The following is a 14,151-nucleotide window of genomic DNA, read 5'->3' on the forward strand; positions in this document are numbered from 1 at the left end:
GGCCGCCCCGAAGGACGGCCGTTCAAAGAGCATTAAGGATGCTTATGCCGACCAGGGCGCGAACTCCGGCGCATTGACAGCAATGAAGTCGCGTGCGCCAACGCGCTGGCGCGGCGTGCGGGTTTCAACCACTTCATAAGCGGTCGGATCGCTGAGCAGCGCCTTCAGGGCATTGGCGTTCATCTTGTGACCGCCGCGATAGGAGCGATAACAACCGATGAACTGCGCGCCGGCCAGCGCCAGATCGCCAACGGCATCGAGCGCCTTGTGGCGCACGAATTCATCGTGACGGTAACGCAGACCTTCCATGTTGATGACCGTGTCGTCGTCGGAAATGACCACGGAATTTTCGAGCGAGGACCCCAGCGCATAGCCGGCCGCCCACAGCCGCTCGACATCCCGCATGAAACCGAAGGTGCGGGCGCGGGAAAGTTCGTCGCGGAACACCTGCGCGGTCAGATCACCCTTCCAGACCTGGCGACCGATCAGCGGCGACGTGAAGTCGATCTCGATCTCGAAGCGGGTACCGTCGTAAGGGAGGAACTCCGACCAGGAGCCGCCAGCCTCGATGCGCACCGGCTTGACGACACGGATATAGCGACGCTTGACGCCGAGGCCGCGCGTACCGACCTGTTCGATTGCCTCGATGAAGGCCTGCGAGCTGCCGTCCATGATCGGCATCTCGGCGCCGTGAACCTCGACCAGAAGATTGTCGATACCCATGGCATAAAGCGCTGCCATCACGTGTTCGACGGTTGCCACCGAGTGATTCGGCACGCGGCCGAGCACCGTGCAGAGATCGGTATTGCCGACCTGGGACGAGACCGCCCGCACTTCGGCCACAACGGTGTCATCCTGCATGCGCTGGAAGACGATGCCGGTACCGGCTTCGGCAGGGTGGAAGGTAATCGATACCGGGGCGCCCGAATGAACGCCGATCCCCGTCAGGCTGACGCTATCGGCTATCGTGGTCTGAAACCCCAGCAATCCTATTGGCATGAATTTTCGCCTTCTCATTCGCCTGCCCGGGACACTCCGAAACGAGATCACCGGGCTGGCCTCAATATCAACGCGGCGCCGAAGGCAGCCGCTTCACGATCCATTCATACGGATCACCGGGCGACATTCAAATCACTGTTTCTTTCGGTTTGTTACGAAACTATCCAATTGAAAACAAATATGAATTTTCGGCACCGCCAAAACATTGAAACACGAATGCCCGGGCTTGCGGCCCGGGCATCGAATCTGTGCCTGTATGGCGATCAGTTGGACTGGCGGCGCAGGAAGGCCGGGATTTCCAGCTGGTCTTCTTCGCCGTGCGAACGGCTCTGGGCAACCGGGCGACCGTGGTCGTCAAGCTGGCCGCGGCGCGGTGCATAGAGGCTTGCTTCCGGCGACAGCGGGCGACGCTGCTGCGATGCAGCACTCGGCGCGGATGTCGTCATGTCGGCCGAGACCTGTTCTTCTTCCTCGCGCCGGCCGAGCGAATTGGTGATTCGCTTCAGCAGGCCCATCGGACCACGCTCTTCCGTCGACTGGACAGGCGCAACGCGGTGATCCATTTCAGCCTTCACGACCGGCGGGAAATCCTCGACCTTCGGCATGCGCACCTGCTGTTCGACGGCAGGACGAATGACCGGGGCCATCGGCTCCTGGCGCAGCACCGGCTGGGCCTGGGCGATCGGCTGGCTGATCACCGGAGCGGAAACCGGGGCGTGAACCACCGGCTGCTGCAGGATCGGCTGCTGGACCTGAACCGGGGCAGCGCGAGCTACCATCGGCGTTTCGGCCGGGGCGGCGCCAGCGAAGAGCTTGCTCTGCGGGCGGAAGGCATCTTCGACCTGGGCGACCGGCTGGGTCACGACCGGCTGCTGAGCCGGGGTGGCCTGCATGGAAATTTCCAGCTCGCGCTCCATCTGCACTTCAGCGGCACGGATGGTCTGCGCGATCGGGTCGACGGCGATCTTCGGGGCCTGCATCGTTGCGGCAGGCTGGACTGCGGCCGGTGCCGGAGCAACGGCCGCGGAAGGACGGATAATCGGCTTGGAAACCTGGCGGAAATCGACGTCGCCGCCGGCCTGGTTGAGCGCGCGGTCGATGCCGGTGGCAACGACGGAGACGCGGATGATGCCTTCCAGCGATTCGTCGAAGGTGGCGCCGAGGATGATGTTGGCGTCCGGATCGACTTCTTCGCGGATGCGGGTCGCGGCTTCGTCGACTTCGAACAGGGTCAGGTCGCGACCGCCGGTGATCGAGATCAGCAGGCCCTGCGCACCCTTCATCGAGGTTTCGTCGAGCAGCGGGTTGGCGATCGCGGCTTCGGCGGCCTGCATGGCGCGGCCCGAACCGGAAGCTTCACCCGTACCCATCATCGCGCGGCCCATTTCGCGCATGACCGAACGGACGTCGGCGAAGTCGAGGTTGATGAGACCTTCCTTCACCATCAGGTCGGTGATGCAGGCGACACCCGAATAGAGAACCTGGTCGGCCATGGCAAAGGCGTCAGCGAAGGTCGTCTTGTCGTTGGCGATGCGGAAGAGATTCTGGTTCGGGATGACGATCAGGGTATCGACCGACTTCTGCAGTTCCTGGATGCCCTGCTCGGCCAGACGCATGCGGCGAGCGCCTTCGAAGTGGAACGGCTTGGTGACGACGCCAACCGTCAGGATGCCCTTGTTGCGGGCGGCCTGCGCGACGACCGGAGCAGCACCGGTGCCGGTGCCGCCGCCCATGCCGGCGGTGACGAAGCACATATGCGTGCTGTTGAGGTGATCGACGATCTCGTCGATGCATTCTTCAGCGGCAGCGCGGCCGACTTCCGGCTGCGAGCCGGCGCCGAGACCTTCGGTGACATTGACCCCGAGCTGGATGACGCGATCCGACTTGGTCATGGTCAGCGCCTGGGCGTCCGTGTTGGCGACGACGAAATCGACGCCCTGGAGGCCTGCGGTGATCATGTTGTTGACAGCATTGCCGCCACCGCCACCTACGCCGAATACGGTGATCCGAGGTTTCAGCTCGGTGATGTCTGGCTTTTGCAGCTTGATGGTCATTTACCCGTTCCTTCTCTATTCGGCCGCAATCGCCACGCCGGCCAATTTATTACATTAGTGATTCCACCTTGCCCGGAGCCGGTGTCCCCCTCCGGGCAAGACGTCAAAAGCTTTCCTTCAGCCATTGGCCCATGCGGGCGATCCGGCTGGTATTTCCGGCAAAGGACGAGAGCAGACCGCCCGTTGCCGCATGTGTTTCCATTTCCGCGACTTGCGGATAGATCATCAGACCCACCGCCGTCGAAAAGGCCGGACCCTTGGCTGCCGTCGGCAGGCCGGAGACGCCCATCGGCCGGCCGATGCGGACGTTACGGGCCAGGATGCGCCGTGCCGCTTCCGAAAGACCGGTCAGCTGGCTGGCGCCACCCGTCAGGACGACACGCTTGCCGACGATCGGGCTGAAACCCGAGCGCTGGATGCGGTCGCGGATCAATTCCAGAGTTTCCTCGATGCGCGCCCGGACGATGCGCGAGACAAGCGCCCGCGGCACCTGCGTCGGCTGGTCGCGGTCATCCTCGCCGATCGGCGGGATCGCGACGATATCGCGCTCGTCGCCGGCATTCGGCAGCGCCGAGGCGTGAACCACCTTCAGGCGTTCGGCATCCTCAATGCGGGTGGACAGGCCACGCGCCAGGTCGGTGGTCACATGGTGACCGCCGAGGCTCACGGCGTCGGTATGCACCAGGCGGCCTTCGGCAAAGACGGAGATCGTCGTGGTGCCGCCGCCCATGTCGATGGCGGCGCAACCCAGTTCAACCTCGTCTTCGACCAGGGCTGCAAGGCCGCTGGCATAAGGCGTCACCACGATGCCCTCGACCGAGAGATGCGCCCGGTTGATGCAGAGTTCGAGGTTTTTCAGCGCAGCGCGTTCGGCCGTGACCACATGCATGTCGACGCCGAGAACGTCGCCATACATCGACAGCGGATCGCGGATGCCGCGTTCGCCGTCGAGCGAGAAACCGGTCGGCAGCGAATGCAGCACGGCGCGGTCCTGGCGGATCGACTGCTGGCAAGCCGCAGTCAACACGCGCTTAAGATCGTTCGATTCGACTTCCTGGCCACCGAGATCGATGGTGGCGGTATAGATGTCGCTGGCGATGCGGCCGGCGGAGATGTTGACGATCAGGCTGTCGACGGTCAGGCCGGCCATGCGCTCGGCAGCATCGACGGCCAGCCGCACGACGCTTTCGACCGCTTCCAGATCGGCAATGACGCCGGCCTTGATGCCGCGGGAGCGCTGGTGGCCGATGCCGATCACCTCGATGTTGTGGGTGCGGTTCGGCAACATCTGGCTTTCTTCGCGCGGCGTCAGCCGGCCGATCATGCAGACGACCTTGGTCGAGCCGATATCAAGCACCGAAACGATATGCGACCGCTTCGAAGAAAGCGGCTTCAGACGCGGCAGACCGAAATGCGAGGATCCGAAGAGGCTCATATCTGCTTCTCCCTTTCCGCTTTCTTCACGGCCTTGTCGCGCGCTTCGACGACGGCCTGGCGGCGGGTGGCGGCTTCCGGCGTCAACTGGATGGTGGTGCGGTCCTGCAGGCGCAGGTCGATGGCAGCGATGTCGCGCTCCAAAAGGTTCTGTTCGGCATCGAGCCGGGTCAGTTCCTGCATGGCGCGCTGCACGTCGGTTTCCGGCAGCTTGACGACGACACCGTTGTCGAGATGCAGATCCCAGCGACGGCCGGCGACACGCACGAAGGCCTTGACGCGCTTCTTGAGGTCGGGCCAGCCGGCAAACTGCTCCTCGAAATCGACGGCAGCGGCTTCGGCATCCTGACCGACGAACAGCGGCAACCCCGTGAACTTGTTGTCGCGCAGCGGCGCGATGACGCTGCCGCTCTTCTCGATCAGCGACAGTTCCGAACCGTGCTGCCAGATGGCATAGGCTTCACGCTCCTTGAGCGTGACCTCGATGGTGCGCGGATAGACCTTGCGAACCTCGACGGTCTGCACCCAGGGCAGGTGCGCCAGCTTTTCACGGGCGGCAGCGATGTCGAGGGCAACGAGCGACGTCGTGCCGTCGAGACCGAGGAGCTGCAGGATATCGATCTCGGAGGTCTCGTTGTTGCCGGACACCTTGACGTCCTCGATGGCGAAACCGAATGCCGTCGTCGTCGCCTGGGCAACCGAATAGGTGTAACCGCTGAGCGACATGCCGTAGAGGCCGGTCGCGGCGTAGAAGGCGACAGCGGAAATCGTGCCGGTATGCGCTGGGATATGAACGCGGCCACTGGCCAGGTTCACCAAAAAGCGCGCCATGCGGCGAAACGGCCGCGGCAAAACCAGCCGGCCGTCCGGGTCCGCAGCGGGCAACGGCAACCGTGCACCCCGCAACCTTCTTGCTTTCCTGCCAATCACCGCAAACACGACGCGTCCTCCACCATCCAACGGAGAAATTCACCAAAGGAAAGGCCGGCATGCGCGGCCATTTCGGGCACCAGCGACGTAGGGGTCATGCCTGGCTGGGTGTTGATTTCCAGCCAGATGACTTCGCCATCCTTGGAGAAACGGTCATCGAAACGGAAGTCCGAGCGGCTTACCCCGCGGCACCCGATCGCCTGATGCGCCTTGAGTGCCAATGATTGTATTGTTTGGTAAATATTTGGTGAAATTTCCGCCGGAATGACATGCCGCGAGCCACCCTCGGCATATTTGGCGTCGTAGTCGTAGAAGTCGTGGCTGAGCGGAATGATCTCGGTGACGCCGAGCGGCTTGTCGCCCATGACGCCGCAGGTCAGCTCGCGGCCATGGATATACCGCTCCACCATCACCGATTCGCCATAGCGCCATTCCGAGGAGGAAAGCACCTGCGGCGGATGCGACCGGTCTTCCTGGACGATGACGACGCCGAAGGACGAACCTTCGCGCACCGGCTTGACCACGTAGGGCGGCTTCATCGGATGTTCGTTGCCGATCTCGAAGCGGGTCATGACGCGCGCCTCGGCGACCGGGATGCCGGCAGCCTTCGCCACCAGCTTTGCCTGCGCCTTGTCCATTGCCAGCGCAGAGGCCAGCACGCCGGAATGCGTGTAGGGAATTTCAAGATATTCGAGGATGCCCTGGATGCTGCCATCCTCGCCATAGGGACCATGCAGGGCGTTGAAGACGACGTCCGGACGCAGCTCGGCCAGCACCGACGCAACGTTGCGATCGACATCGACCCGCGTGACGCGAAAGCCCTCGGCCTCCAGCGCATCGGCGCATGCCGTTCCCGAAGACAGGCTGACAGGCCTCTCCGAGGAAAATCCGCCCATCAGGACAGCTACATGCTTACCGCTCATTCATGCCCCCAAATCAATTGACCGATGTTGCCCGTCACAGGGTGTTCGCCCGAGAATCCGACAACTTCGTGCCACGCCCTACTAAAACGCCATTAAGGTTAATGAAGTGTTTACTTTAGTTAACCAAATGGCTCGGAAGGCGAATTTTTCTTTTCGCGAATCAAATCATCCCTGCCGATTCCGCGCTTAGAATCAGAGACTTGCGGCATTCGCAAGACATGGCATGTCACAGCCGTGAGAAAAGCGATCAACGGGCGGCACTTCCCTGCCCGCCACCGGGGAGCCCACAGGCCGGGGCGATTCGGTTGTCCGATTCGGGACAGAAATCCGGACCCTCCATGAAGCCGCCCGAAATCGGACAGCCGGACCGATTGAAACTTTATACCAAAGCCGTACGGGCAAAATTGCCATTTCTTGCGCCTTTGCGGTTTCGCAATTCCTAAAATTGGATTAAGGAACCGGAAGCCCTCCCAAGGCTGAAAAAACATTCCCGATAGGAAAAACAATGTCTGACGCGATATCCCGTATATCGCCGGCCGCTGACTCCCCGAACGATGTAAAGACAAATTCGCCTGCACGAGTTCTGATAGCCAGCCTGGTCGGCACAACGATCGAATTCTTCGATTTCTATGTCTATGCCACCGCGGCGGTCCTGGTGTTCCCGCACCTCTTCTTCCCCGCCAGCGATCCCACCTCGGCGATGCTGCAATCCTTCGCCACCTTCTCGATCGCCTTTTTCGCCCGCCCCGTCGGCGCCCTGATCTTCGGGCACTTTGGCGACCGCATCGGCCGCAAGGCGACGCTGGTTGCGGCCCTGATGACCATGGGCCTCTCCACCGTGCTGATCGGTCTCCTGCCGGGCTATGAGTCCGTCGGCGTGCTCGCGCCGCTGCTGCTCGCCTTGTGCCGCTTCGGCCAGGGTCTCGGCCTGGGCGGTGAATGGGGCGGCGCCGTGCTGCTCGCCACCGAAAACGCCCCGCCGGAAAAGCGCAGCTGGTACGCGATGTTCCCGCAGCTCGGCGCGCCGATCGGCTTTATCCTGTCGTCCGGCTTCTTCCTCATCCTCTCGGAGACGATGACCAAGGAAGCCTTCATGAACTACGGATGGCGCATTCCCTTCGTCGCCAGCCTGGCGCTGGTCGCCGTCGGCCTTTACGTCCGCCTCAACATCACCGAGACGCCGGAATTCCAGAAGGCGCTGGACAAGCAGGAACGGGTCGCCGTGCCGATCACGGAAATCCTGAAGTCGCACAAGCGCAGCCTGGTTCTCGGCACCTTCGTCGCCGTCGCCACCTTCGTGCTCTTCTACCTGATGACGGTGTTCACCCTGTCCTGGGGCACGACGAAGCTCGGTTATTCGCGTGAACAGTTCCTGGTAGTGCAGCTCGTCGGCGTCGTGTTCTTTGGCCTGACGATCCCGATTGCCGGCCTGCTGTCGGACCGGTTCTCGCGCCGCTGGGTGCTGATCCTGACGACCATCGGCATCGCCATCTTCGGCCTGTTCTACTCGACGCTGCTGGAAGGCGGCATCGTCGGCGCCTTCGCCTGTTCGATCATCGGCCTGGCGCTGATGGGCTTCACCTACGGTCCGATCGGTGCGGCACTTGCCGCCCCCTTCCCAACCAGCGTGCGCTACACCGGCGCTTCGATGACCTTCAACCTTGCCAGCATCTTCGGCGCCTCGCTGGCACCGTTCATCGCGACGTCGCTGGCGACGAGCTACAGCCTGACCTATGTCGGCTATTATCTCGCCGCTGCCGCTGTAGTCTCGTTGCTGTGCATCGTGCTGTCGGGACACGAAGAGATCTGATCGACACGCCTTGTTCCGGAAGAGCCGTGCGGGAAACCGCGCGGCCCTTTCTTTTGGCTGGATGAAAACCGCAGACAACATGCAGCCACTTCTATGACCTGCATTGCACTCTTATAGTGCCGTCATCGGAAATCGGAGGACAGGCATGGTCACGCGACGTTCGCTTCTACTGCAGGGCATGGGTGCCGGCCTCTGGCTCTCGGCGCCGCCGGCGATCCGCCGGGCGACGGCCGCCATACCGCAGACCGACGTCACCTTCCTCGTCATCAACGATATCCACGCTTGCCGCATGGGCAGCGGCCTCAGCCCGAATTGCGCCGCCGAGGGCAAGACCGACGCCAACCTGCTGCGCCACATCGCCGCCCTCAACGGCATAGCCGGTAAACACTGGCCGAACGAGATCGACGGCAAGCCGACCGGCCTTGCCAGCGCCGGCAAACCGATCCAACACCCGCACGGCATCGTCGTCTGCGGCGACATCACCGACGACGGTGGCGGGCAGACGGCCGAACCCGGCGAAGGCAGCCAGTTGTTGCAATTTTCGCACCGTTACCAGCAAGGGCACGGGCCGGACCGGGTGCATTACCCCGTCTATGTCGGGCTTGGAAACCATGACCTCGACCAGGACGGACGGCCACCGCAGGTGGACTGGTATCGCGACGAACTGCGCGACTATGTCCGCTTCAACCACAAGCCCAGCGTCTTCTTCAAGGCACCCTTCCCCGCCGACAACTACGACGAGGCGTCAGACAATTATTCCTGGAACTGGGACGGGCTGCATCTCATCCAGGCGCAGCGTTTTGCCGGCGACACCGGCAAGGGCGCGGCAAGCGGCCTTGCCTGGCTGAAGAGCGACCTCGCCGCCTATGCCAGCGATGGCCGCCCGGTGGTGATCTTCCAGCACTACGGCTGGGATCATTTTTCGCTGGAACGCTGGGATCCGGACAAGAAGACCTTCGATGCCGATGGCAGCGGCCCGCCGCACTGGTGGTCGGATGCCGACCGGCAGGCTTTCGTCGATACGCTCAAGGGCTACAATATTGCCGCGATCTTCCACGGCCACGAACACGATACGCCGATGATCTACCAGTCCGCCGGCCTCGACATCGTCAAGCCGAAGGCCGCCTACATGGGCGGCTTCGGTCTGGTGCGCATCACCGGCACGACGATGGACGTGGCGCTTGGCGAAGCGTCGGACGACAAGGGCGGCATCCGTTTTCTTGCCGCCCACAGCAAACCACTGGTCCGTTGACCAGAGCAATTCCAGCAAAAGTGCACAGCGTTTTCGCGGTTCGGAGAAATGCGGAAATGCTCTATTCCGTCGTCGCGCCCAGGAAGGGCTCGACTTCGCGACCCGGCATGAACGTGCCAAGGCGCTTGATTTCCCACTCCAGCTTGATGCCGGAGGTTTCGAACACCTGTCCGCGCACCGTTTCGCCGAGATACTCCAGATCGTAGCCGGTCGCATGGCCGACATTGATCATGAAGTTGCAATGCAGCGACGACATCTGCGCCCCGCCGATCATCAGGCCGCGGCAACCCGCGTCGTCGATCAGTTTCCAGGCCGAATGGCCTTCCGGGTTCTTGAAGGTGGAGCCGCCGGTCTTTTCCTTGATCGGCTGCACCGTCTCGCGATGGCTGCGGACCGCATCCATCTCGGCACGGATCTTTGCGCGATCCTCCGGATAACCTTCGAAGACGGCATGGGTAAAGATCAGGTCGGCAGCGGCTTCCGAATGACGGTAACTGTAGCCCATCTCCGCATTGCTAAAGACGTGTTTTTCGCCCTTGCGGTCGATGGCATGGATCTCCGCCACCCGCATCGCGGTCTCGACGCCGTTGGCGCCGGCATTCATGCGCAATGCGCCGCCGATGCTGCCCGGGATGCCATAATAGAAATGCAGGCCGCCGATGCCATTGTCGGCCGCCATGGCCGCGACATTCTTGTCCGGGCAGATGGCGCCAGCACGGATGCGGTTTTCACCGGCAAGCTCCACCTGGCCGAAACCCTTGGCGGACAGACGCAAGACAACGCCCGGAATGCCGCCGTCGCGCACCAACAGGTTCGAGCCGACACCGACCACCGTCAACGGCACGTCAGCGGGCAGGAATTTCAGGAAGGTTACGAGATCGTCGATATCGTGCGGCTGGAACATCAGCTCCGCCAGCCCGCCCGCCTGGAACCAGGTCACACGATCCATCGGCGCATCCGGAGTGAGACGGCCACGCAACTGATTGACGCCGTCCCCGAGCGACGCCAGAAGCTTTTCCCCATTCACCTGTTTCATGACTTCCCTGAAAGGCCTTCTAATTCCTTCGGCAGCGCCGCCGCCCATTGCGTTATGTTTCCAGCCCCCAACAAAACCACAAAATCACCCGGCTGTGCAATGCCTGCTATGATTGAAGCCAGCTGATCGGGTGACGTAAGGTAACGGGCGTCACGATGGCCGGCGGATTTGATGCGCGAAACCAGCGTTTCCGAATCGGCTCCCTCGATCGGATCTTCGCCCGCAGAATAGACCGGTGCGATCAGGATGCTGTCGGCATCGTTGAAGCAGGCGGCGAAATCCGGCAGCAGGCTCGCCAACCGGCTGTAGCGGTGCGGCTGGTGAACGGCGATGATTCGTCCGGTTCCGGCCTCGCGCGCCGCCCGGAGCACGGCCTTGATCTCGACGGGATGGTGGCCATAGTCATCGAACACCTGCACGCCGTTCCATTCACCGGTAAAGGTGAAGCGACGCTTGACGCCACCGAAGGAGGCCAGCCCCTTGCGGACATCGTCGTCGGAAATGCCGAGCCGGTTGGCGACGGCAATCGCCGCCGTGGCATTCGAAACGTTGTGGCGGCCGGGCATCGGCAGCACCAGGTCCTTCATGGCAAAAACCTTGCCGGTGCGGCGGCGGCGAATCTCGACGTCGAAAATCGACTTGGTGCCCTCCATCCGCACATTGGTGAAGCGCGCATCCGCCTGCGGGTTCTCGCCGTAGGTGATGACCTTGCGGTCCTCGATCTGGCTGACGAGGGCCTGCACCTCCGGATGATCGAGGCACATGACGCCGAAACCGTAAAAGGGCACGTTCTCGACGAACTGCCGGAAGGCGGCACGCACGGCATCGAAATTGCCATAGTGATCGAGATGTTCGGGATCGATGTTGGTAACGACGGCAACGTCGGCCGGCAGTTTCAGGAACGTGCCGTCCGATTCGTCGGCCTCGACCACCATCCACTCGCCCTCGCCCATACGGGCGTTCGTGCCATAAGCATTGATGATACCGCCGTTGATGACGGTCGGATCGAGATTGCCGGCTTCGAGCAGCGTCGCGACCATGGAGGTGGTCGTCGTCTTGCCGTGCGTGCCGCCGATGGCGATGGCATTGCGGAAGCGCATCAGCTCGGCCAGCATTTCGGCACGGCGCACCACCGGCAGCAGCTTTTCACGGGCGGCGATGAGTTCCGGGTTGTTCTTGCGGATGGCGGTCGAGACGACGACCACTTCGGCGTCGCCGAGATTTTCCGCCTTGTGGCCGACGAAAACCTCAATACCCTTGGCGCGCAGGCGCTGCACGTTGGCGCTGTCGGACTGATCGGATCCCTGAACGCGGTGGCCGAGATTGTGCAGCACCTCGGCGATGCCGCTCATGCCGATCCCGCCGATCCCGATAAAGTGGACGAGGCCGATGGCCTGCGGCATTTTCATGCATGCGCTCCTTTGAACTGTGTAATCGATTGTTTGCCGGCAATGGCCTCGACCATATCGGCGAGTTTTACCGCCGCGTCCGGCTTGCCGGCCTTCTTTGCGGCAGCAGCCATGCGGACGAGCTTGTCCGGATCGTCCATGCACGCCTTGAAGATCGCCGCCAGCCGTTCCGGCGAAAGCTCAGCCTGGGCGATGACCTTTGCGCCGCCGGCAGCCGCCAGCGACGCGGCATTGGCCGCCTGGTCATGGTCAAGCGCATAAGGATAAGGCACGAGGATCGCCGGGCGGCCGATGACGGAAAGCTCCGAGACGGTCGAGGCCCCCGAACGGCAGATTATCAGGTGCGCCGCGGCAATGCGTTCCGCCATGTCGGTGAAGAAGGGTGAGGTTTCGGCGGGCACGCCGAGTTTTTCATAACTACCGGCCACCTTGTCGCGGTCTTCCGGCCGCGCCTGCTGCGTCACGGAAAGGCGCTTGCGATAGGGTTCGTCGAGAAGGCTGATCGCGGTCGGAATGGCCGAGGAGAAGAACTGCGCGCCCTGGCTACCGCCGAAGACAACAAGACGAAACGTCTCTCCCGCAGCGGAGGGATGATACGGCATTGCCGCCGCATCGAGGATGGCCGGCCGCACCGGATTGCCCGTTGCCACCGTCTTGGCGGCGTAAGCGCCTTCGCTCTCCGGCAAGAAACCTCCGGCAATTGCCTGCACGCGGTTCGCCAGCGCCTTATTGGCACGGCCCATGACCGCGTTCTGCTCGTGGATCATCGAGGGCACGCCCATGCCGGTCGAAGCGATCAGCGGCGGCAGCGTCGGATACCCACCGAAACCGACGACCACCAGCGGCTTCAGCCTGGCGATCAGCCGGCGTGCGGCACGCATGCCGCGCCACAGGGTCCACAGCGAGCGGGCAAGCGCCACCGGGTTCTTCGAACCGATGGTGGCGGAAGGGACGATATGGATCTCGTCAGCTGGAAATTTTCCCGCAAAACGCTCGGCACGGCTGTCGGTCACCAGGTGGATGGAGTAGCCGCGCGCCTTCAGCGTATGCGCCAAAGCCTCTGCCGGAAAAACATGGCCGCCGGTACCACCGGCGGAGAGAAGGATGATACCCTTGGTCATATACGCTCCTCGCGTCCGGCCGTTCGGTTACTCTGCCGGCACGCCCTGATGCACCCGGAACAGGCTGCGCTCCTGCGCCCGCTTTTCCGGACGGTGCCTCGTCAGCGCCAGTATGAAACCCGCCGTCACGCTGATCGCCACCATCGACGAGCCGCCGTAAGAAATCAAAGGCAGGGTCATGCCCTTGGCCGGCAGCAGTTCGAGGTTGACGCCGATGTTGATCATCGACTGCAGGCCAATCTGCAGCACCAGGCCGGCAACGGCGAACCGGTTGAAGTCGTTACGCTCCTTGAAGGCATGACTCAACCCCCTCAGGACGACGAAGGAAAAGATGATCACCAGCGCCATGCAGAACAGGATGCCGAATTCTTCGGCCGCGACCGAGAAGATGAAGTCGGTGTGGCTGTCCGGGATGATGCGCTTGACGATGCCCTCGCCCGGTCCCTGTCCCAGCCAGTCGCCACGGATGATCGCCTGACGGGCGGTATCGACCTGGAACGTATCGCCTTCGCCGGTGAGAAAGCGGTCGATACGGCCGGCGACGTGCGGCAGCATGTAATAGGCGGATACGAAGCCGGCGACGCCGAAGCCGCCGAGCAGCACAATCCACAGCCAGGGCATGCCGGCCATGAAGAACATGCCGCCCCAGACGGCGGTGGTCAGGATCGTCTGGCCAAGGTCCGGCTGCGCCACCAAGAGCGAGCCGACCATGCCGAACAGGATGATGGCGAAGAAATTGCCGGGAATTTCCGGCTGGCGGGCATGTTCGGCGAACAGCCAGGCGCAGACGACGACGAATGCCGGCTTCATGAATTCCGAGGGCTGGATGGAGATGCTGGCAATCGTCACCCAGCGCCGCGATCCCTTGACCTCGACGCCGAAGAACAGCGCCACCAGCATCAGGCCGAGGGCCACGACCAGAAGCACGATTGCCGTGCGCCGCACCTGTCGCGGCGACATGAAGGATATGCCGATCATCACCGCCAGCGACGGCAGCAGGAAGGCGGCGTGGCGCTTGACGAAGTGAAAACTGTCGAGCCCGAGGCGTTCGGCAACCGGCGGCGATGCTGCAAAAGACAGCATGAAGCCGATCCCCATCAGCAGGATGAACGTCGCCAGGAAAAACCGGTCGATCGTCCAGAACCAATCCGCTACAGGGCCTCGTTCAGCACGGCTCACCATG

General features: G+C 62.7%; 11 protein-coding genes. 2 read left to right on the top strand and 9 right to left on the bottom strand.

The features are described 5' to 3' along the window. Positions 1-42 precede the first annotated feature (42 nt). The 5 genes from lpxC to ACSQ3I_RS16480 all read right to left on the bottom strand — a co-directional run bounded on the left by lpxC (position 43) and on the right by ACSQ3I_RS16480 (position 6,340). The gene (gene lpxC / locus ACSQ3I_RS16460) at positions 43-999 is read right to left on the bottom strand and encodes a UDP-3-O-acyl-N-acetylglucosamine deacetylase (protein ID WP_436000639.1); all 957 of its coding nucleotides are present in this window, start codon (positions 997-999) and stop codon (positions 43-45) included. A gap of 263 nt (positions 1,000-1,262) precedes the next feature. Then, on the bottom strand, positions 1,263-3,053 hold the full coding sequence (ftsZ, locus tag ACSQ3I_RS16465) for a cell division protein FtsZ (RefSeq protein ID WP_436000640.1): 1,791 nt from the start codon (positions 3,051-3,053) through the stop codon (positions 1,263-1,265). Positions 3,054-3,156: 103 nt separating this feature from the next. After that, complete coding sequence (gene ftsA, locus ACSQ3I_RS16470) at positions 3,157-4,488, bottom strand: cell division protein FtsA (RefSeq protein WP_436000642.1); 1,332 nt, start codon at positions 4,486-4,488, stop codon at positions 3,157-3,159. After that, positions 4,485-5,426: a cell division protein FtsQ/DivIB gene (locus tag ACSQ3I_RS16475; RefSeq protein WP_436000643.1), complete on the bottom strand. Its 942-nt coding sequence runs from the start codon at positions 5,424-5,426 to the stop codon at positions 4,485-4,487. Before ACSQ3I_RS16475 ends, ftsA begins: the two co-directional genes overlap by 4 nt. Next, positions 5,414-6,340 (bottom strand): D-alanine--D-alanine ligase, encoded by a 927-nt coding sequence (locus tag ACSQ3I_RS16480; RefSeq protein ID WP_436000645.1) that lies wholly within the window; start codon positions 6,338-6,340, stop codon positions 5,414-5,416. The genes ACSQ3I_RS16475 and ACSQ3I_RS16480 overlap by 13 nt, the downstream gene beginning before the upstream one ends. A 505-nt stretch (positions 6,341-6,845) precedes the next feature. On the opposite strand from ACSQ3I_RS16480, the gene ACSQ3I_RS16485 reads away from it, so the two are divergent. Next, positions 6,846-8,150: an MFS transporter gene (locus tag ACSQ3I_RS16485; RefSeq protein WP_436000647.1), complete on the top strand. Its 1,305-nt coding sequence runs from the start codon at positions 6,846-6,848 to the stop codon at positions 8,148-8,150. Positions 8,151-8,295: 145 nt separating this feature from the next. Beyond that, entirely contained in the window at positions 8,296-9,402 is a 1,107-nt protein-coding gene (locus ACSQ3I_RS16490) for a metallophosphoesterase (RefSeq protein ID WP_436000649.1), read from the top strand. A 61-nt stretch (positions 9,403-9,463) separates the two neighbouring features. On the opposite strand, the gene murB is transcribed toward ACSQ3I_RS16490, so the two are convergent. From murB to ftsW, 4 genes are read right to left on the bottom strand one after another with little or no spacing between them, the layout of a single operon-like run. Continuing rightward, entirely contained in the window at positions 9,464-10,438 is a 975-nt protein-coding gene (gene murB, locus ACSQ3I_RS16495) for a UDP-N-acetylmuramate dehydrogenase (protein ID WP_436000651.1), read from the bottom strand. Beyond that, the gene (gene murC / locus ACSQ3I_RS16500; RefSeq protein ID WP_436000653.1) at positions 10,435-11,847 is read right to left on the bottom strand and encodes a UDP-N-acetylmuramate--L-alanine ligase; all 1,413 of its coding nucleotides are present in this window, start codon (positions 11,845-11,847) and stop codon (positions 10,435-10,437) included. The genes murB and murC overlap by 4 nt, the downstream gene beginning before the upstream one ends. Next, on the bottom strand, positions 11,844-12,968 hold the full coding sequence (gene murG / locus ACSQ3I_RS16505) for an undecaprenyldiphospho-muramoylpentapeptide beta-N-acetylglucosaminyltransferase (protein WP_436000654.1): 1,125 nt from the start codon (positions 12,966-12,968) through the stop codon (positions 11,844-11,846). The genes murC and murG overlap by 4 nt, the downstream gene beginning before the upstream one ends. Positions 12,969-12,995: 27 nt before the next feature. Further along, positions 12,996-14,150 (bottom strand): putative lipid II flippase FtsW, encoded by a 1,155-nt coding sequence (ftsW, locus tag ACSQ3I_RS16510; protein ID WP_436000656.1) that lies wholly within the window; start codon positions 14,148-14,150, stop codon positions 12,996-12,998. Position 14,151 lies beyond the last annotated feature (1 nt).

Origin of the sequence: Rhizobium sp. LjRoot30, assembly GCF_964253915.1 — a bacterium.
Lineage (GTDB): Bacteria > Pseudomonadota > Alphaproteobacteria > Rhizobiales > Rhizobiaceae > Metarhizobium.

Bases quoted from the DNA above. Each gene is read 5' to 3' on its own strand.
- ACSQ3I_RS16490 (WP_436000649.1), top strand. From the start codon at position 8,296: ATGGTCACGCGACGTTCGCTTCTACTGCAGGGCATGGGTGCCGGCCTC.
- ftsA (WP_436000642.1), bottom strand. From the start codon at position 4,488: ATGAGCCTCTTCGGATCCTCGCATTTCGGTCTGCCGCGTCTGAAGCCG.
- lpxC (WP_436000639.1), bottom strand. From the start codon at position 999: ATGCCAATAGGATTGCTGGGGTTTCAGACCACGATAGCCGATAGCGTC.
- ACSQ3I_RS16485 (WP_436000647.1), top strand. From the start codon at position 6,846: ATGTCTGACGCGATATCCCGTATATCGCCGGCCGCTGACTCCCCGAAC.
- ftsZ (WP_436000640.1), bottom strand. From the start codon at position 3,053: ATGACCATCAAGCTGCAAAAGCCAGACATCACCGAGCTGAAACCTCGG.
- ACSQ3I_RS16480 (WP_436000645.1), bottom strand. From the start codon at position 6,340: ATGAGCGGTAAGCATGTAGCTGTCCTGATGGGCGGATTTTCCTCGGAG.
- ftsW (WP_436000656.1), bottom strand. From the start codon at position 14,150: ATGGTGAGCCGTGCTGAACGAGGCCCTGTAGCGGATTGGTTCTGGACG.
- murB (WP_436000651.1), bottom strand. From the start codon at position 10,438: ATGAAACAGGTGAATGGGGAAAAGCTTCTGGCGTCGCTCGGGGACGGC.
- murC (WP_436000653.1), bottom strand. From the start codon at position 11,847: ATGAAAATGCCGCAGGCCATCGGCCTCGTCCACTTTATCGGGATCGGC.
- murG (WP_436000654.1), bottom strand. From the start codon at position 12,968: ATGACCAAGGGTATCATCCTTCTCTCCGCCGGTGGTACCGGCGGCCAT.